Raw genomic sequence first — 19,851 nt, 5'->3', positions numbered from 1 at the left:
TTGTTCCACGTGGAACGGCGCTTACGCGCAAAAATCAATCTTTAAATTTTCAAGCATAAAATACCAAATTCCAAACCACACAACACAATCTGTTCCACGTGGAACAGATTAAAACCTATTAAAAATTTAACAAACCTTACAACCAAAAAACCTTTCGCACATGTTCCACGTGAAACATGTTAAGAGTTAATTTCTAAGATTTTAATGTTTCACGTGGAACATCTGAATAAGATTAAATTTAAAATGTTTCACGTGGAACGTATTTTTCTAGAAATTATTAGTAATTTAAGTTATAGTTCCACGTGGAACATGGCAATTTTTTCATCTTCCTTTGAACGCATTAAATCTGCGTCTGCTTCAGTTTTATCTTTGTATCCACAGTAATGTAATATACCGTGAGCTAAAACGCGTTTCAATTCCTCTTCAAAAGAAACCTTAAAATCTTTCGCATTGTCTTCCACTCTTTCGACAGAAACAAAAATATCTCCGTTTAATTCATTACCCACTGTATAATCAAAACTGATAATATCTGTAAGTGTATCGTGATTCAGATATTCAACATTGATTTTATGAAGATACTCATCATCACAAAATATATAATTTATCTCTCCTTCGTTTTTATTTTCAGAAACAATTACAGCACTCAACCAATTAGAAAAGGCTTCTTCGTTATCTAAATTAAATTCTGTTTCGTAATTAAAATTGATCATTTTGTATTAAAATATTCTTGAACCTTTTGGTTAAAATTTGAGCGCAAAGGTAGTGATTGTCTATTTAAAATCTCTACACTGTTTAAATAATCCAAAAGTGAACTTGGTAATGTATTGGAACGATTTGTAAATTCACCCTTATTGGTTTCGGATTGACGCTTTGTATCCTGACCTTGTTGTTGAACTGCATTGTTTAATTTTAATAATTCCTGCTGAATATTTAAGATTCTCTGCAAGTTCTCATTTTTAAATCCTTTATTCAAAAGTTGCTTTTCAGATTGTTTCATCTGATCTATAACCGATTTCCCCTGAGAATCTAATCCTTGTTTGGCTAACTCTTTTTGTAATGCTTCACGAAGTTTGACCTGTTCTTTGTAAATCTGCATTATTGCTTCAGCATCTCCTTCTCCATCATCTCCTTCTTTTCCGCTCTTCTCTCCCTTACCATTTTTGCCATCTTTACCGGAAGAACTTTTATCACCACTTTTATTTCCCGGTCCGTCTTTACCCTGACCATCTTTACCGTTACCACTTTTTCCCTGTCCCGGCTTTTCACCCTGACCTTGTCCTGGCTTATCTCCACTTTTATCACCGGGTTTATCTCCTTGCTTCATTCCCTCTTTAATCTTATCGGCCAAACTTTTTTGTTTTTGAATAATATCCGGCAACTGCATTCCTTGTCCGTCACCTGGTTTTGGTTTTCCTGCCCCCGGCTTAGACATAGCCATTTGCATGTTGTTTAATAAATCACTTAAAAAGTCAGCCAATTTATTAGAAGATGACACTGCATATTGCTGGTGAGAAACTCCTTTTGGAACCTGAACATCGGTTAAGGATTCAATAGCTTTATCTATATTATATTGTACATTTCCAATTTCCTTTGTTACATCTTCACCTACTTTTGGGTTGCGTAAAGACAAGGCAAACAAACTATCATCGATATGTTTGAATTGCTGTTTTAGATTTTGCTGCACTTTTATATTCTTCGTATAGGCAGAAGAACCTAATCTCATACTTTTGAATTGTTTCATTACATCTTCCTGCGATAATGAATACGCCAGAAGATTATCCAGAACCTGACGAAGCATTGCCACATCTTCTTCTAATTGCTCCTGTTCTCCGCCTTCCATACCAGCATCCATTTGTTCAGCCATACTTTTCATTTTCTTGGCAGCACTTTTTTGTTTTGGCTTAGCCGAAGAAGTATTCTTTTTATCCAGTTCATCAGATGCTTTTTTCAAATCATCTTCTACTTCTTTCTCTTTTGAAGCATCTGAAGGAATGTCTAAAGGAGCTTTCAACGTTTTATTCTCCTCTTTCAATTCTTTTAAATCTTCCTGAATTTTATCAAAAGATTTATTAATCTCATCTTGTTTCTCAGCCGTATTTTCTTTTTCTTTATTAGAAAGCTGTTCCTGCTTTTCGGCAAGTTTCTGTAATTTATCGGCAACCTGTTCTGCTTTCTTAGAAACATAAAAACGTTTCGTCAGTTCTACTAACTGCTCTAAATTTTTAGATTGGTTTTTACTGATCTGTTTGAACTTTTCCATCTTATCAAACAAGTCTTCGCTATTTAATTTATCATTTAGATTCTTTAATTCGTCTAATAGTTTCTGATTTTTCTCCAGATCTTTATCCGCATTCTCTAAACGTTTTTGCAAATCTTCAGCTGTTTTATCCTTTTTATCTTCTTTGAATTTATCCAGATTCTTATTCATTTTTTCTGCAAACTGTTTCATCAATTCGTCCTGTTGCTTTTGACGTTTGATAAAATCATTAATTTTCTGCTGATCTTTAAACTCTAAATTATCTTTTTCTTTTCCGGAATTTTGAATCTTATCCATTTCAGAAAATTGCTTGTTCTGGTTCTTTAAAGATTTCTCCAAACTATTTATGTTCTGGTTTTGTTGTTGCAATTCCAAATCATGAACTTCATCTGTTGTAGCAACTCTGTCTGAAAAAACAGAAGACTTTGTACTCTTAAGATGGTGTGGGGCATCGTTATCAAAAACCTCAAAATAGTATTCATAAGACACTCCTTCTTCAACTGCCAGATTACTTGGAAACGAAAAAACAAACTGATCGAACACGGCTTGCTTTACCGGAATAGTTCCACGCTTTGCTGTTTGTGGTTTGTTACGTTCGTAGTAAACAATCTGTAATTTTGATAATCCATAATCATCTCCTACTCTTCCCAAGACATAATTTTTATCTAACTTTAAACTATCCGGCGCAGGGGCAACCGTTATTGTTGGATGCTGATCTTTGATAACGGACAGCTGATAGTCCAGTTTTTCGTAATTTTTGACTTTATTATTGGAAGTAAGAATTTGATATTCTGTATTTTGACCAATATTTTTACTTAATTTAAACTCGTTTTCGGCTTTATTAAACTTAAAAGTTGCATTATTGTCCTTCCAAACGATCTCCTGAGTAGCCTGTGTATTCATTTTCCAGGTTACTAAAGTTCCCTCCGGAACGATAGCGTTTCCAGTTCCCTGAATGGTTTCGGATTTCTTTTTTAAGTAGGATGGAAAATTCAACACCATTTCGAAGTTGGCAATTGACGGAACTGTGATTACCTTCAATTCGTATTCTTCAGACGAAATCGAATTTCCTTCAAAAGTAAAAGAGACATTTTCTGTTGGCTTTTCAATCTTAAATTCAAACTTTCCAGGTTGAGAAGATTCCATGAAATAGCTTTCATCACCAATATGAATCATCACATTCTCAGGAACGATTTTACCAACGGATTCCATTTTTACAATAAAATCTTTATTCTGTTCCGTTTGCAAATTCTGATTCAGCACTACAAATCTAAAAGGTGCCGGAGGCAAAAATGTTGCATTGAAATGCACTACTCTGTTTAAACTTTGAGAAATGATATTGCTATTTCCTGAAATATAAAACACCGCAAAAAGCAGCACTGGAATAAGTGCTAATGGCAAATACTTTTTGTTTGAATTAAAATTGATAGCGTTTCCAAATGGAATTGGCTGCAGCGAATTTGCTTTTTGTTCTATAGAAGCCAACATCAACTCTGAACTTTCAGATGAATTTTCAGAAGCAGACAACTGCAAAAAGTTCGTTAGTTTATCACTTACTTCCGTGAAATGATTTCCAATAATAGTAGAGGCCTGATTATAATCGATCCCTTTTTGAAGCTTGAATAACTTAAAAACAGGAAACAAAATAAAACGAAACAAAAGGAAAACTTCTACTCCTATAAAAAGCCAGAATAAAAGTGTTCTTCCCGCTGGTTTTAACCAAAGGAAATACTCAATAAAAAGCGTAAATAAAAAATACAAAAGTCCAAAACCGGTAAAAAGAAGAATTCCTTTTATGAGTTCATTGGTATAATATTTTTTAATGAAAGCTTCAAGCTTCAGATATATGGCAGACGTTGTTTTCAAAATGAATCTGTTTGATTTATAACCTATAAAAGTAGTAATTTTAATTAGATAATTCTCAATGAGAAAATTAGCCAATTCAGCCATAAGCAACACATTATCTCATTAAACTCATTCTCTAATTTTCTAATTAGAATCGTATCTTTGCATCAAAATTTAAACAAATGTCAAAGCAAGTCAGAGTGCGTTTTGCACCAAGTCCAACTGGGCCATTACATATTGGTGGTGTTCGTACTGCCCTATTTAATTATTTATTTGCCAAAAAAAATAATGGTGTTTTTTATCTTAGAATTGAAGATACCGATCAGACCCGTTTTGTTCCGGGAGCTGAAGCTTATATTATGGAAGCATTAGAATGGCTGGGAATTGCTCCTGAAGAAACTGTTGGAAAAAACGAAAAATTTGGTCCGTACAGACAAAGTGACCGTAAAGAAATATACCAAAAATATGCCGATCAACTGATCAATTCGGGTTGGGCGTATTATGCTTTTGACACTCCTGAAGCCTTAGATGCCCTTAGAAAAGAACAAGAATCAGAAGGAAAAACTTTTATTTACAATCATCACAATCGTGAAAAGTTAGATACTTCCCTGGTTACTTCTCCTGAAGAAGTTGCTAAAAGAATTGCAAATGGAGAACATTATGTAATCCGTTTTAAAACTCCGGTTGACGAAACGCTACATTTGAAAGATATCATTCGCGGTGATGTTAAGTTCGAAACAAATCTTCTTGATGATAAAGTATTATTCAAAAGTGATGGAATGCCAACGTATCACCTGGCCAATATTGTCGATGATCATTTGATGGAAACGTCACATGTAATTCGTGGTGAAGAATGGCTGCCATCGATGCCGCTTCACGTTTTATTGTACAGAGCTTTTGGTTGGGATGCGCCGGAATTTGCACATTTACCTTTGATTTTAAAACCTGTTGGAAATGGTAAATTATCAAAAAGAGATGGTGACAAATTGGGATTTCCTGTGTTTCCTTTAGAATGGAAAACGGAAGAAGGCGTTTCATCCGGTTACAGGGAGAAAGGATTCTTCCCGGAAGCAGTTGTAAATTTCCTTGCTTTGTTAGGCTGGAATGACGGAACGGATAAGGAATTGTTTTCTTTAGAAGAATTGGTAGAAGCTTTTGACCTGAACCGAGTTCATAAATCGGGAGCAAAATTTGATCCGGAAAAAAATAAATGGTTCAACCATCAATATCTGATCAAACAAAATGATGTAGATTTAGCGAAGGACTTCACTCCTATTTTAGAAGAAAAAGGCTTCTCTATTCCGTTTGAAGTGACAACAAAAATCGTTTCATTGATTAAAGAAAGAGCTCATTTCGTTTCTGAATTTTGGGATTTGACTGATTTCTTTTTCCAGGCTCCAACCTCTTATGATGAAAAAGCAAGCAAAAACTGGAAAGAGGAAACTCCGGCTTTAATGCAGGAACTGATTTCAACTCTTGAATATATTGACGGATTTGATTCCGCAAATATTGAAGCGATCGTAAAAGACTGGCTAACGAAAAACGAAATTGGTATGGGGAAAGTTATGCAGCCTTTCCGTTTGAGTTTAGTTGGAGCTTTGAAAGGTCCTCACCTATTTGACATTGTTGAAATCATCGGAAAGGAAGAAACTATTTCGAGAATACAGAAAGCAATTGCAACTTTATAAAAACAAAAAAGCTCCCAAATTGGGAGCTTTTTTTTATTCCTTAAATAAAAGGATTTTATAATTTTCTTTATTATCCGTTTGAACTAACCAAATTCCCTGATCAGAAATTACACTTTCATAATATAATTTCTTTCCTTCTTTTGATACAGTTTTCAAATAACTCATAACGTTTGGATTTAAAATCATAGCGACAAAAGTCATTTGAGAAAAAACCTTATTTTTAAATTCATCGCTTACATAACTATTGTTTACAAAAGCTTTACTTTTTAAATTACTTGTATTGTTATTGTATTCTATAAAATTGATTTTTGAAATAGATCCGGTCGATTTATCAACAGTTGTAGAATATGAAAACTCCGTAAAATCATTAACTGAAACTGAAAAACTCAAATTTTTATTATACTCGAATAAATTCACCTGAAGTCTAGAGGTCATATTTATTCTTTCAAAAAATTCTTTTCCGTCAATCTTATTAACAGATTCCCATAGTTTTGTTCCGTTTTTATCAAACTTAAATACATAAAATCCTCTAGGATAAACTCCCCCATTAATTTCTTTTGGTGCTTTTTCACTATAAATTCCATAGACATAAATATCCTCAGTTGTTCTATCTATGAAATAATGATTTACAGACATTGTACCTAGAGTAACTCTAACTATAGAAAAAGGATATCCTGGGTTTGCTGGAGTAGTATTAAAATCTTTAGGTCCTCCATAATTGTCTGAAGTAACAAAAAATTTATCACTAAGCTTTAAAATAAGAGGTAATTCCTTTACTTTTTTTCCTTCAAAATCATAAGTCGTTTTATACAATATTGAAGTTTGAAAATCAGCTGAAACAGATTTTGTAATAATATCAAAATTTTCGTTTCCATTCAGTTTAGCACTAAAAGAAGTTTTAAGATCAGCTTTTGCATACATATCACCTTTTAGTAAAGCTAAATCAGGTTTATCAATCTTAATTCTCTTCCTCAATTTAGTTTTAATTTCTATTGTTTCAAGATATATATCATCTTTCTCGAAGTCAATCCTTTCTTTTTGTTTCTGATTAGTAAATCCAAAATCATAAACATCATTAAATGAAGCATTAAAAAAATCATTTGGCCATCTATTAGTAACATTATTCAAAACATGGTAAAAATCAAAACGCCCAAAGAAATTAGAATTTAAATCTTCAAGTGCATCATGATTAACAGGGAAAACATTTTTATCCTGAAAAAATTTATAATTAGCCTGCATAAATTTTGTAGCATCGTATGCTTTATAAGTGTTCTCAGTTACGGAAAATGTTGGGCTAACTAATTTTTCGTTTTCAAATAAAGTTGTTTTTTTTCCGTCTACATCAAAACTTAAAGCATTTGTGGTGATGTAAGAAAGTGTCATAGTAATTCCAAAACCTTTATACACAACTAATTTCTTTGAATTTGGAAGGTATTCAAAAGTAATAGGTTCATTTTTGTCTTCAAATTTTTCCTCAACTATAACAGTTTGAGCGGATAAATAAACAGAAGAAAATAAGGCAATACTAAGTAGTATTCTTTTCATAAATTTTGTTTTTGGTTTAAAATTTGAACCAAATGTAGAATAAATTTTAACAATTAAAATCTTCTAAAGAAATTAATAAGTAACCAATGTCATTATATTATTCGTATTTTTAAAAAATTAATAAATCTAAAATTAATATCATCATGAACACAGCATTAATTATCCTTTTAGTCTTTGGATTCTTCATTTTTATGTCTTCCTTTTTTACTGTAAAACAACAATCTTCTGTTGTAATCGAAAGATTTGGTAAATTTTTAAGCGTAAGAAATTCGGGTTTACAGCTTAAAATTCCGATCGTTGACAGAATTGCCGGACGCGTAAATCTTAAAATTCAACAGTTAGATGTTATCATCGAAACCAAAACCAAAGACAACGTTTTTATCAAAATGAAAGTTTCGGTTCAGTTTAAAGTAATTCAGGAAAAAGTATACGATGCTTTTTATAAACTGGAATATCCACACGATCAGATTACGGCTTATGTTTTTGACGTGGTTCGTGCTGAAGTTCCAAAATTAAAACTGGATGATGTTTTTGAAAGAAAAGATGATATCGCAATTGCTGTAAAAAGAGAATTGAATGAAGCCATGACTACTTACGGTTATGACATTATCAATACTTTGGTTACTGATATCGACCCGGACATCCAGGTAAAAAATGCCATGAACAGAATCAATGCTGCGGACAGAGAAAAAACGGCAGCAGAATTTGAAGCGGAAAGTTCAAGAATCAGAATCGTTGCAAAAGCAAAAGCCGAAGCTGAAAGTAAACGTTTGCAGGGTCAGGGTATTGCAGATCAGCGTCGTGAAATTGCAAGAGGTTTGGTGGAAAGTGTTGAAGTTTTGAACAATGTTGGAATTAATTCCCAGGAAGCTTCTGCCCTTATCGTGGTTACGCAACATTATGATACTTTGCAGGCGATTGGAGCTGATGCGAATTCCAACCTAATATTACTTCCAAATTCACCACAAGCCGGAAGTGATATGCTAAATAATATGGTCGCTTCATTCTCTGCATCCAATCAGGTTGGTGAAATGATGAAGAAAAACAATAAAAAAATCGAAAAACCGAAACCAAAACCAATTGAACCACAATCAGGTTACGAAGATGACACTGCTACTCCAGAAATTAAATAAATATCAAAAACGAAAAAGAGGCTTAATTGCCTCTTTTTTTATTGATAAACCAACTGATTACAGAAGGCAAAATGGATTGCAAAATCTGTGGATAGGAATTGGAAAAATATTCTTTATAGGAAGAAAAAAATCCATTTACGATATATTGTGGTGTAATAGATTCTTTTGTTCTTTGAAAATTTAAAACCAATTTCTGATAATTAATCTCTTTTTCGAGTTTCAAAATTTCCAAATCTCTTTCGATTTCTGCGTATGACGAGTATTTTTTTGTTTCCATAATTAGTCATTAAAAAAGATTTCTGAAAATTTCTCCAATATCGGACCTTCTACAAACTTGTCTTTCAGGAAGAAAAGTAAAACTGTAAAAACCAGGTAGATCCCTCCTACTGTTAAAAAACCAAGCGCGGTACTTTCAAACAAAGATCCAAAAGCATACGCTGCCGCAAAAGATCCAAAAATCATAACCATACTAAAACACAATAAAATCAAAGTAAACTTAAAAATTAAAGTGGTAGATTTCATGGCCACTTTAAAACCCCAAAGTTTATAATACGCTAAATGACTGTCGAGATAAACTTTAGCCTGATCCTGAATATTTTCAGTGTTTTCTTTTAATTCTTCAAAAGCCATATTTATAATTTGAATTAAAAAAAGCACAAAACTCATGATTCAAAAATTGTTTTCTAATTATTCTAAAATTAAAATAACAAGAACAATCATCAAAATCAAGTTGAGCTTTGTGCTTTCCGGATTATTATTTTTGAAGTTTAGCGTTTTGCGCTTTTAAGTCAGCTAGTTTAGATTCTAAAAAACTGATTACTTCTTCTGTTTTATAACTCATATTCGAAAGTAACTCTCCATAAGTTCCATCAAGATTTTCTTTTGCATGAACAAATTTTTCACGCAAAACTTCAGAACCTGCTGAAAGGGAATCTTGCAAATTATGTTTCGCATCGTCCAAACCTTCTTTAAGTTTAGCACGGGTTTTTGATCCTTTATCCGGAGCAAATAAAATTCCGATCGCTGCTCCTACTGCAGCGCCGGCCAAAATTACTGCAACTGTATTTACGTTTTTTGACATAATATTAAATTTAAATGATTACTAAAGGTACTCTTTTTTTGAATTATAAATTATTGATTAATTGTAATTTAATAGCTATTAGTACTAAATTTAATACGCATAAGCAACAGCCTCATACTTTCCATCTGCTTTTTGAACAATACTTACAAACGGATATCCCTTAGAAGCCGATTGGGTTTTGATTCTCATAGCCGTATGATTCTGGTTTGCAATTGGCGGCTCCCCTTTTGTCTTCGTCGAAACTCCCGAAAAATTAGCCGCTTGTTTTAATCCTATTGTCTTCTCCTGAGATAAAACGGTAACGAATTTATAATCGGATTTTGAATCTACTATTACTTTATCGGATACTTTTTGAGTTTGATTAGATTGTTTGTTGGTAATCTTGGAAACAGCATATTTGCTAATTTTATGTTCTTCAGAACTTCCGTCGAAAGTATAATAAACCAAATCGTTTTCGACTTTTATAAAATTAACGTCAAGTTGTTCACCGTTGTGTTTGATAATTTGGTGTGTTTGAGAAATGGCGATGTTCGCAAATAAAATAGACAGCGTAAAAAATAGAATTTTCATAATATTAAAATTTAAGGATTAAAATTGTTGATGCCAAAGCGAAAGACAAAATTTCAAATAACCCGTAAAATTAATTCCATGAAATTTTTAAATTATGAAACATCTTCTAAAAAAATACTTTTACGCTATAAGTATTATCAAAATACGATCATAATTACAATTGACCATAAAACTAATTTTGAATTCAGATTTTGAATTCCCTCCAAAAACAAAAAATTATTCATTTTTAAATTTTAGAAAAACTCAGATTCGATTCTAAGTGTTTTTCAGAAATTTGACACTTTAGATTTGACCTTGGATAAAAGTAGCAACTTTATAAACAATTGTATGTTAATAACCCGTTAAACTAAGAAAAATAAGGTCTAAAGCTTAAATAAAGCTTAAAAATAAACAATAATTCAAAAGATGATTAATGTTATGGAAGAAATAAAAAAGCGTCTTAAAATCAATTTATGAAGGTCACTTTTAATCGAATTATATTATCAAAATTATAATAATGATAGTTTTACTAAATAATAATTAAAAACATTACATATACAAATACGATAGTTAAAATTGATTATACTAAAATTTAGAATTTTAAAAAATTGCTCAGGTAAAAAGTAAAATTTTAAATTTTATAACAAATCCATCTTGATTTAACGTTATAAACAATCATATGTTAATAACCCGAAAAACAAGCAAAAATGACATCTAAAACTAAAATAAAGCGTTCTGTTTAATGATTTTTTAAAAGAGGATTAACGAGGTGGAAGAAATAAAAAAACAGCTTAAAATTAATTTATGAAGGTCAATTTTAATCTAAAAAATTTATAATTTTATAATTTTTAATAGAAATTTTAAATAATAAAAAAAGCGCTTATGATAAGCGCTTTTTAATAGATTTTAATGATGTTATTTCTTCACCATTTCTGCAAGAATTTCAATTTCTCTTTCAGATGCATTTTTTGGAGGATTAGAATATAATTTCAAAATTTCATCATCAAATTGATTTTTCAAACTTACACTTTCAATATCCCGTAAATTTAAAAGTGCTTTTGAACGAACATAAGTTGATTCACTTCTAAACGACATCGTGTACAATTTTTTGATATCTTCTTCTTCAAAGTCGGCTGATTTCAAAATTGAATATTTTAAAATAAACTGAGCAAATAGTAACGAACCCTTATTATTGTTAATATTCTTTTTTAATGAATTTTGCAGTAGAGAAAAACTGGAAACATTCTTGATGCTCTCCCCTATTGCACTTTCAATTGCAATGCGTTCCGGTTTCGTCTCAACTTTAAAATATTTATTGATTTCTTTTAAAGAATTATTGATACTGTTTTCTTCCTTTTTACCTTTTTCTTCCCAGGCATCTTTCAATCCAACCGTTTTATTAAATACTAATTTTGAAGGAGTTGAGTCTTTATCAACAGTAAAATAACCCAAACGCTGAAACTGAAATTTATCTTCATTCTGAGCGGTTGCCAAACTTGGTTCCACAAATCCGGTAATCACTTCTAATGAATTTGGATTCACAAAATCAAGGAAATTTTTATCTTTATAACTGTCCGGAGCTTCATCTGTAAACAAACGATCGTACATACGAACTTCGGCTTCAACTGCATGTGAAATAGAAACCCAATGCAATGTACCGGATACTTTTCTTTGACTTGCTTCTGTTCCGCTTCCGCTTAAAGAATCCGTATCATACGTTACGTGAATTTCTGTAATATTTCCTTCTGCATCTTTTATAACACTTTCACCTTTAATAATATAGGCATTCTTCAGACGTACTTCTTTTCCTAAAGTCAGACGGAAATATTTCGCCGGTGCTTCTTCTAAAAAGTCTTCTCTTTCAATATATAATTCACGGGAAAAAGGCACTTTTCTGAATCCGGCACTTTCATCTTCCTGATTATTTTCGGCTTCCAGCCACTCCTCTTTTCCTTCCGGATAATTGGCAATGATCAGTTTTACAGGATCTAAGACGGCCATTACACGAGGGGCAATTTTGTTCAGATCTTCCCGAATACAGAATTCTAAAACAGATACATTGATTAAATTATCACGTTTCGCAATTCCGATTGTATTGGCAAAATTACGTAAGGAAGCAGCGGTGTAACCACGTCTTCTTAATCCTGAAATGGTTGACATTCTTGGATCATCCCAACCGTTAACATGCTTTTCCTTAACCAGTTGCTGTAATTTTCTTTTACTAACAACCGTATGCGAAAGATTACGTCTTGCAAATTCTCTTTGCTTTGGACGCAGTTTGTTTTCTTCTAAAATCTGATCTAAAAACCAATCGTATAATTCGCGGTGCGGCAAAAATTCAAGTGTACAAAAGGAGTGTGAAATTTGCTCTAAATAATCACTTTGTCCGTGTGCCCAGTCGTACATGGGATAAATTTTCCAGGTATCTCCGGTTCTATGATGATGCTTGTGCAAAATCCTGTACATGATTGGATCACGCATCAGCATATTGGTAGATTTCATGTCTATTTTTGCACGGAGAATATGAGTACCAGCCTCAAATTCACCATTTTTCATTCTTTCGAATAAATCTAAATTTTCTTCAACAGAACGATTTCTGTACGGACTATCAACTCCTTCTGTAGAGGGAGTTCCTTTTTGAGTTGCCATATCTTCAGAAGACTGACTGTCAACATAGGCTTTATCTTTTTTAATTAATAAAACTGCCCAGTCATATAACTGCTGAAAATAATCGGAAGCATATCGTTCTTCTGACCAGGTATATCCTAACCATTCCACATCTTTTTTTATGGCGTCCACAAATTCCTGTTCTTCTTTTTCAGGATTGGTATCATCAAAACGTAAATTCACAGGAGACTGATAATCAATTCCTAAACCAAAATTTAATGCAATAGAACTTGCATGTCCAATGTGTAAATAACCATTTGGTTCCGGTGGAAAACGAAAATGAAGTTTGTTATTTGACAGACCTGATTTTAGATCTTCTTCTATGATTTGTTCAATAAAATTGAGTGATTTCTCTTCTGATGCCATTATTTTATAGTAATTTTAGCAAAGATAAAAAAGTTTACAGTTTTCGGTTTACAGTTTACCGTTTTCTTTAGAAACTTCTCAGTAAACCTGAAACTTAGAACCTGAAACTAAATTTAAAATGGGAGTTATAAAACTAAAAAACATTCGCACTTTTTCGTACCACGGATGTCTAATTGAAGAAGGAAAAATAGGATCTGATTATACTGTTGATCTAAAAATTAAAACCAATTTGCAAAAATCAGCACAAACAGATCACCTGGCTGACACTGTTGATTACGTGCATCTGAATAAAATTGTTACCGAAGAAATGGCTATTCGTTCGCATTTATTGGAACATGTAGCCAAAAGAATCAATATTCGTGTTTTAGCCGAAATCAATTCAATAGAAAAAACTACGGTTTGGGTTTCTAAAATAAATCCTCCTATTGGTGGTGATGTTGAATCAGTTACTATAAAAATGACGGAAAACAGGGAGTAATTTCCGGTGATAAAATACTAATTTTTTAAAATAGTTACTTTTAAAGTTTTGAATTTTAAAGATTTTAGTTACTTTTGCCATCCGTTCAACTACGGCGTCGTGGCCGAGCGGCTAGGCTGGGCTCTGCAAAAGCTCCTACTCCGGTTCGAATCCGGACGATGCCTCTAAAACCTTCAGGGAAACCTGGAGGTTTTTTTGTGGCTAATTTTTAGAAAAAATTAGATATAGATTTATTTTCGAATCCGGAAGATGAATCTAAAACCTTAAGGAAACCAGGAGTTTTTTTGTGGCTAATTTTTAGAAAAAATTAGATATAGATTTATTTTCGAATCCGGACGATGAATCTAAAACCTTAAGGAAACCAGGAGTTTTATTGTGGCTAATTTTTAGAAAAAATTAGATATAGATTTATTTTCGAATCCGGAAGATGACTTAATAACAAACCCGACAGGTTTTAAAAACCTGTCGGGTTTATAAATTCTAAGAACGGTGATTAAACAAAAAAACCTCTGAAATTCAGAGGTTTTAATTTATATTTTCAGTTGTTAAAAACTACTTCTTCTCAATCTTCTCAAAGGCATTCCTGACCATTTCTTTTTCTTTTGGAAACCAACCCTGAGTTATTAACACCACTCCAAAAATCATTAGGACAATACTAATTGCTTTTTTGATTTTAAGAATATTAGTTGGAGTCATTTTTGATTTTAACTGTTTGGCTAACATTATTTTAATACAATCAACCAGTAAATAAGTAATAATTACTGATGTGAAAAAAGTAATCATTCTTGAATTTTGCATATCTAATTTTGGTCCTACAGAAATGATAACTGCCAGCCAGAAACCCAGTACACCAATATTAATAACGTTAAGTAAAAAGCCTTTTATAAACAAACTGCCATAGTTTCTTTTTATAATATCACGATCTATTTCTTCGTCGTTTATTTTTTCGTCGTTTTTTAATTTTACAAACGAAATTATACCATAAGCAAGCATAATAATACCTCCAAAAACAAAAAGTGCCGGTTTATCTTTTAAGCTTTGAATTAATCTATAGCTTCCCAGATAAGCAATTCCTATAAAAAAAATATCACCTAATACTACACCCAGATCAAAGACCATTGCGGCTCTGAATCCTTTTGTAATACTGGTTTCCAGTAGTATAAAAAATACCGGTCCTACCATGAAGCTTAGGAAAAGTCCCCATGGCAGTCCAGCTAAAATATCATTTATCATTCAAATACAATTTCTTATTTTACTTCTTCAATTTTTCCTCCAAAAACCGTTTTTTGATTAATTTGTTTCGGTTTTCCATAAATGTAAATAGAGCCTCCTGCGCTCACTTTTGCATCCACAAGCGTAGAAGCATTCACATCTGCTTTTCCTCCCGCAGAAACGCTTACTGTAGTTTGTGCGGTGCTTAATTTACTTGCCAGAAGATATCCGCCAGCTCCTAAACTTGCATCCTGGTTATCGGCTTTTCCGTTTAAGGTAATTTCTCCTCCGGAAACAGAACTCACTTTTAGCTTATTAACATCTAATTCAACATTAATTTTACCGCCTTCCTGAGCGCTAACTTTAAAAGCAGTTGCTTTAATAGCTTCGGTACTGGAAACAGAGGCACCTTCATTTACGTCTATAAGTTCTAAATGTTTGTAATATACGGTAATATCCAAATCATCTCCTGATAATAATTTAGGAAAAGGCATTCTTAGTTTTAATAACCCTTTCTTATTAACAACTTCAACTTCTGACTCACGTGCTCCTTTGATCACAATCTTATTTTCTGAAGACTGTACTAATTTTACACTTAGTTTATCGAATACTTTTAGCGAATCAAAATCACCTAAATCTTTGGTAACCTGACCAAAAGACATCTGAACAAATAAAATTGCAGCTCCTATAATTAACTTTTTCATACTTTTATTTTTTAAATTAAACTTCTATTCTGCTCTTCTTAAAAAATGAAAATCCAATTGTTTTTTAACTAAATCAGCATTTTTAACTTTTACATATATTTCATCTCCCAGTTGTAAAATACTATCTGAAGTTGCTCCAACCAGGGCATACTGCTTTTCATCGAAAGTATAATAATCATCTTTTATTTCTCTGATTCTTACCATTCCCTCGCATTTGTTAGAGACGATTTCAACATAAATCCCCCATTCGGTAACACCGGAAATAACGCCAAGGAATTCTTCATCCTGATGATCCTGCATGTATTTCACCTGCATATATTTAATACTGTCACGTTCTGCGTTAGTCGCTAAACTTTCCATATTCGAACAGTGTAAACACTTCGTTTCATAAACTTCTTCGTTTACAGATGCTCCTTTATCTAAATAATATTGCAGCAAACGGTGTACCATCACGTCAGGATAACGACGAATTGGTGAAGTAAAATGACTGTAATAATCAAAAGCTAAACCGTAGTGACCAATGTTTTCTGTCGAATATTTGGCTTTACTCATACTTCTAATCGCAAGAGTATCAATTAAGTTTTGCTCTTTTTTACCGTTTACTTCTTCCATCAAAGCATTTAGTGATTTCGAAATATCGCCTTTATTACGGAAATCTATTTTATATCCAAATTTGGCAATTACGCTTTGCATCGCAATTAATTTATCTTCATTTGGTTCATCGTGAATCCTGTAAATAAAGGTTTTCTTTTGTTTACCAATGTATTCTGCCACTTTTCTGTTGGCTAAAAGCATAAATTCTTCAATCAGATGATTGGCATCTTTAGAAACTTTAAAATAAACGCCTTCCGGTTCCCCTTGTTCGTCTAAGTTGAATTTTACTTCGACTTTATCAAAAGAAATAGCACCATTGGCCATTCTTTTCTTTCTTAAAATCTTAGCTAATTCATCTAATTTTAAAGTTGCATTCGTAATTTCATCTGAAACTACATAAGATTCCCCAGTGATTGAAATATCAACCGGAATTGTATTGTCTTTGGTTTCAATGATATATTGTGCTTCCTCATAGGCAAATCGCTGATCGGAATAAATTACTGTTCTGCCAAACCACTGGTTAATCACCTGTGCATTTTCTGAAACTTCAAAAATAGCAGAGAACGTATATTTTTCTTCATTCGGACGTAACGAACATGCAAAATTAGACAAAACTTCCGGAAGCATTGGCACAACTCTATCGACTAAATAAACCGATGTTGCGCGTTGATACGCTTCATCATCTAAAATTGTTCCTTCTTCGAGATAATAGGAAACATCGGCAATATGAATTCCGATTTCGTAATTTCCATTTTCTAACTTTTTGAAAGATAAGGCATCATCAAAATCTTTTGCATCTTTTGGATCTATCGTAAACGTAAGTGTATCACGCATATCACGACGTTTTGCAATTTCAGCTTCCTGAATTGAGGTATCTATCTTTTGTGCATAAACCTCTACTTCTACCGGAAAATCTGATGGTAAACCATATTCGGCTAAAATGGCATGAATCTCCGTGTTGTGTTCTCCTGGTTTTCCTAAAACTTTAACAACAGATCCAAACGGACTATCGGCTCTTTTTGGCCAGTCTTCTATCGTAACCAAAACAACATCACCGTTTTCTGCTTCTCCAATTTTATCTTTTGGGATAAAAATATCGGTATACATTTTAGGATTTGCTGTAGATACAAAAGCAAAATTGGCCTGAATATCGATAACTCCGACAAAGTCAGTTTTATTTCTTTCTACAACTTCAATTACTTCTCCTTCAGGTCTTTTACCTTTTCTTCTGTTATAAACATACACTTTTACTTTGTCCTTATCCAGCGCACGGTTCAGATTATTGGTCGGGATAAAAACATCTTCTGTAAAATCAGGACAAACAAAATAAGCTGTTTTACGGCTTGTCATATCAATTGTTCCTTCGTAATAATCCTGACTTTCGGCTTTTACCAAATATTTACCAGGTTCAGATTCTGTAATTTTCTTTGAAGCAGCCAGAATTTTTAAATCTTTTATAATCTGATTTCTGCTTTTTGTATCATCAAGTTCAAGCTTTGCTCCTATCTGTTTGTAATTAAATGCTTTATTAGGGCTTTGCGATAAAATTTTTATTATTTTACTAGAGAGATCGGTCTCATTTTTTATCGGCTTTCGAATTTTCTTATTCATATATCTTTTCTTAAAAAGTTAAAATTACAAATAAGATACCAGATTATAGATTTTAACAAATAGAATTATTAAAATTATAACTTTCAAAGGTCATTTGTAATGTGTATATTTAGTTACTGCAAACAACAAATTTTTAGTAATGCTCATTTCGTATCTTTATAAAAAGACCTTTTATGGAAAGCTTTAAAACGATTGCCATATTCAATTATGACCACGAAACGGTTATCCTGAAACATTTATTAGAGCAAGAAGGAATTCCCTATTTTTTTGAAAATGAAATGACATTATCTGTTGTTCCTTTTTATTCTGCTGCGCTTGGCGGAATCAAACTAAAAATCCATCCCAATGATTTCGAACAGGTACAGGAAATTCTGGACAATCTTAATAACCCGCTTAAAATCGTTTAAACAGTTTTTTTTCAATCTCAAAAAAAAATTTTCTCTTTTAAACTTTCAAAGTTGTCAACATATATTAAATACAACAAAAAAGAAATTTTAAATTTAATTAATTTTTGATGGTTATTATAGTGTGTTAATATGTGATATAAATTTATTTTTAAATGTATTGAAATGAAGTTTTACTTACTTATATAGAGTTATCAACATGCTTATATTGGGTTAAAGGATTAATTTTTAAGCGTTTTTCAATTTTAATTAACAATGGTTGACAACCAAAAACACATTCAATTTGTAGATAAGTTCATAGGTTGACTTTTGTTGAAAATAGCATTTTTGATATTGATAACTTTTCTAAAAATTCATCAAACTTTATTAGGTTATTTCATCCCGGTTTTGGATTAGGTTTTTTTTCGACACAACCAAAAAAAACTTCTAATATTCTATCCGAACTTATTAACAAATAATGTTAATTTAAAGTTAACTGAATATCAACGAATTAGGTTTTGGTATTAACATTCTAAAATTTTAACAAAAAGATTATTTATTTCTTATTGATTATCAGGTTATTATAGAGATGTTAAGATTGTTGATAAGTGATAAGGTTTTGATATGATGTAAGTTATATATTGATATGTTTTACCACGAATTTCACGAATTAATATTGGATAAAGTACAACATAATTTTAAAGTCTACAGAATAAAATTTGTGAAAATTAGTCTAATTCGTGGCCAACATTTATTAATTAAGTAAATTTGCAAAGCACAACTTAATAGTATTTAAAATGAAAATTTCAATAGGAAACGACCACGCAGGACCAGATTATAAAAAAGCAATCGTTGCGATGCTCAAAGCAAAAGGCTATGAAGTAACTAATTATGGAACAGATTCTGAAGATTCTGTTGATTATCCTGATTATGGACATCCGGTTGCGAATGATATTACGGAAGGAAAAGCTGATTTTGGAATTGTGATCTGCGGAAGCGGAAACGGAATTGCGATGACGGTTAACAAACACCCGAAAGTAAGAGCAGGTTTATGCTGGACCAAAGAAATTGCGTATTTAACCCGTTTGCATAATGATGCTAACATTGTAAGTATTCCGGCACGTTTTACCTCGATACCACAGGCTGTAGAAATAGTGGAAACCTTTTTAAATACCGCATTTGAAGGTGGAAGACACCAAAACAGAGTGAATAAAATCGCCTGTCAGTAAAAAATCAAAAAAAATCGGGTGCTTCGCACCAAGTAGTATAACAACCGGGCGGATTTTTAAATTCATCCGGTTTTTTTATGTAAATAGTTTAAATACAGTAAATTAAAAATAATTTTTACACTTATCAACAATGTTAATAACTAGATTTTATTCTTCCATTTAAGGAATATCAAAAGCTGAATCAGGATAATTATTGCAAATTTTAGAATAAAAGACGTTTTACTGATTTTGTGTCTAAAAAGCAGCATCGCCAATACTAATCCCGCTGAACCACCAAGGGCAGCACTTAGAAACAGTGTATTTTCAGAAATTCTGCTTTTACTTTTGATTGCCAGATATTTATCATATCCGGCGAGGATAAAAGCGGTAGTATTTATAAGTAAAAAGTAAAGCAGTACAATTTTCATTAGCTTAAAATTAGAAACAAAGATATTATTTTCGTCATATGCTAATAAGAACCGGTGTAAATTCATTCTGTTACATCCATCATAGCTAATAAATAACGAGCT

Annotated in this window: 17 protein-coding genes and 1 tRNA gene; 6 read left to right on the top strand and 12 right to left on the bottom strand. The window is 32.1% G+C overall.

All coding sequences use genetic code 11. The features are described from left to right. Nucleotides 1-290: 290 nt before the first annotated feature. Together ybeY and EV142_RS03825 are read right to left on the bottom strand one after the other, a co-directional pair. Nucleotides 291-710, bottom strand: a complete 420-nt coding sequence (ybeY, locus tag EV142_RS03830; protein WP_132032863.1) for an rRNA maturation RNase YbeY — start codon at nt 708-710, stop codon at nt 291-293. After that, a complete protein-coding gene (locus EV142_RS03825; RefSeq protein WP_132032861.1) occupies nt 707-4,123 on the bottom strand; it encodes a DUF4175 family protein in 3,417 nt (1,138 codons plus the stop codon). Before EV142_RS03825 ends, ybeY begins: the two co-directional genes overlap by 4 nt. Nucleotides 4,124-4,284: 161 nt before the next feature. On the opposite strand from EV142_RS03825, the gene gltX reads away from it, so the two are divergent. After that, nucleotides 4,285-5,790: a glutamate--tRNA ligase gene (gltX, locus tag EV142_RS03820; RefSeq protein WP_132032859.1), complete on the top strand. Its 1,506-nt coding sequence runs from the start codon at nt 4,285-4,287 to the stop codon at nt 5,788-5,790. A gap of 33 nt (nt 5,791-5,823) precedes the next feature. Here the strand turns inward: gltX and EV142_RS03815 are convergent, their stop codons facing one another. Further along, nucleotides 5,824-7,335, bottom strand: a complete 1,512-nt coding sequence (locus EV142_RS03815) for a hypothetical protein (RefSeq protein ID WP_132032857.1) — start codon at nt 7,333-7,335, stop codon at nt 5,824-5,826. 143 nt (nt 7,336-7,478) lie between these two features. On the opposite strand from EV142_RS03815, the gene EV142_RS03810 reads away from it, so the two are divergent. After that, on the top strand, nt 7,479-8,468 hold the full coding sequence (locus EV142_RS03810; RefSeq protein WP_132032855.1) for an SPFH domain-containing protein: 990 nt from the start codon (nt 7,479-7,481) through the stop codon (nt 8,466-8,468). Between the two features lie 22 nt (nt 8,469-8,490). Here the strand turns inward: EV142_RS03810 and EV142_RS03805 are convergent, their stop codons facing one another. The 5 genes from EV142_RS03805 to EV142_RS03785 form a co-directional block, all read right to left on the bottom strand. Beyond that, nucleotides 8,491-8,745 (bottom strand): DUF6327 family protein, encoded by a 255-nt coding sequence (locus EV142_RS03805; RefSeq protein ID WP_132032853.1) that lies wholly within the window; start codon nt 8,743-8,745, stop codon nt 8,491-8,493. 2 nt (nt 8,746-8,747) lie between these two features. Further along, nucleotides 8,748-9,098 (bottom strand): competence protein, encoded by a 351-nt coding sequence (locus EV142_RS03800; RefSeq protein ID WP_132032851.1) that lies wholly within the window; start codon nt 9,096-9,098, stop codon nt 8,748-8,750. Nucleotides 9,099-9,222: 124 nt separating this feature from the next. Next, nucleotides 9,223-9,549, bottom strand: a complete 327-nt coding sequence (locus EV142_RS03795; RefSeq protein ID WP_132032849.1) for a YtxH domain-containing protein — start codon at nt 9,547-9,549, stop codon at nt 9,223-9,225. 90 nt (nt 9,550-9,639) lie between these two features. Beyond that, entirely contained in the window at nt 9,640-10,119 is a 480-nt protein-coding gene (locus EV142_RS03790; RefSeq protein WP_132032848.1) for a hypothetical protein, read from the bottom strand. An 894-nt stretch (nt 10,120-11,013) separates the two neighbouring features. Then, nucleotides 11,014-13,131 (bottom strand): glutamine--tRNA ligase/YqeY domain fusion protein, encoded by a 2,118-nt coding sequence (locus tag EV142_RS03785; RefSeq protein ID WP_132032847.1) that lies wholly within the window; start codon nt 13,129-13,131, stop codon nt 11,014-11,016. Nucleotides 13,132-13,249: 118 nt separating this feature from the next. On the opposite strand from EV142_RS03785, the gene folB reads away from it, so the two are divergent. Together folB and EV142_RS23980 are read left to right on the top strand one after the other, a co-directional pair. Further along, nucleotides 13,250-13,609 carry a dihydroneopterin aldolase gene (gene folB / locus EV142_RS03780; protein ID WP_132032846.1) on the top strand — a complete coding sequence of 120 codons (360 nt, stop codon included), beginning with the start codon at nt 13,250-13,252 and terminating at the stop codon, nt 13,607-13,609. Between the two features lie 93 nt (nt 13,610-13,702). Then, nucleotides 13,703-13,773 (top strand) — tRNA-Cys (locus tag EV142_RS23980). A 388-nt stretch (nt 13,774-14,161) separates the two neighbouring features. Here the strand turns inward: EV142_RS23980 and EV142_RS03775 are convergent. From EV142_RS03775 to rnr, 3 genes are read right to left on the bottom strand one after another with little or no spacing between them, the layout of a single operon-like run. Further along, nucleotides 14,162-14,842, bottom strand: a complete 681-nt coding sequence (locus EV142_RS03775) for a LysE family translocator (RefSeq protein ID WP_132032845.1) — start codon at nt 14,840-14,842, stop codon at nt 14,162-14,164. Between the two features lie 14 nt (nt 14,843-14,856). Then, nucleotides 14,857-15,525: a head GIN domain-containing protein gene (locus EV142_RS03770; RefSeq protein ID WP_132032844.1), complete on the bottom strand. Its 669-nt coding sequence runs from the start codon at nt 15,523-15,525 to the stop codon at nt 14,857-14,859. A gap of 24 nt (nt 15,526-15,549) precedes the next feature. Next, nucleotides 15,550-17,730, bottom strand: coding sequence for a ribonuclease R (rnr, locus tag EV142_RS03765; protein WP_132032843.1), 2,181 nt, complete (start codon nt 17,728-17,730; stop codon nt 15,550-15,552). A 173-nt stretch (nt 17,731-17,903) separates the two neighbouring features. Here rnr and EV142_RS03760 point away from each other — a divergent pair, with 173 nt between their 5' ends. Next, nucleotides 17,904-18,137, top strand: coding sequence for a putative signal transducing protein (locus EV142_RS03760; RefSeq protein WP_132032842.1), 234 nt, complete (start codon nt 17,904-17,906; stop codon nt 18,135-18,137). A 773-nt stretch (nt 18,138-18,910) separates the two neighbouring features. Beyond that, nucleotides 18,911-19,342 carry a ribose 5-phosphate isomerase B gene (gene rpiB / locus EV142_RS03755; RefSeq protein WP_132032841.1) on the top strand — a complete coding sequence of 144 codons (432 nt, stop codon included), beginning with the start codon at nt 18,911-18,913 and terminating at the stop codon, nt 19,340-19,342. Nucleotides 19,343-19,482: 140 nt separating this feature from the next. Here rpiB and EV142_RS03750 read toward each other — a convergent pair whose 3' ends face one another. Further along, nucleotides 19,483-19,749 carry a DUF1294 domain-containing protein gene (locus EV142_RS03750; RefSeq protein WP_132032840.1) on the bottom strand — a complete coding sequence of 89 codons (267 nt, stop codon included), beginning with the start codon at nt 19,747-19,749 and terminating at the stop codon, nt 19,483-19,485. Nucleotides 19,750-19,851 lie beyond the last annotated feature (102 nt).

Source organism: Flavobacterium circumlabens (genome assembly GCF_004345565.1).
Lineage (GTDB): Bacteria > Bacteroidota > Bacteroidia > Flavobacteriales > Flavobacteriaceae > Flavobacterium > Flavobacterium circumlabens.
Note: the sequence above shows the minus strand (reverse complement) of the source record. Positions and strands in the feature narration are given on the sequence as shown.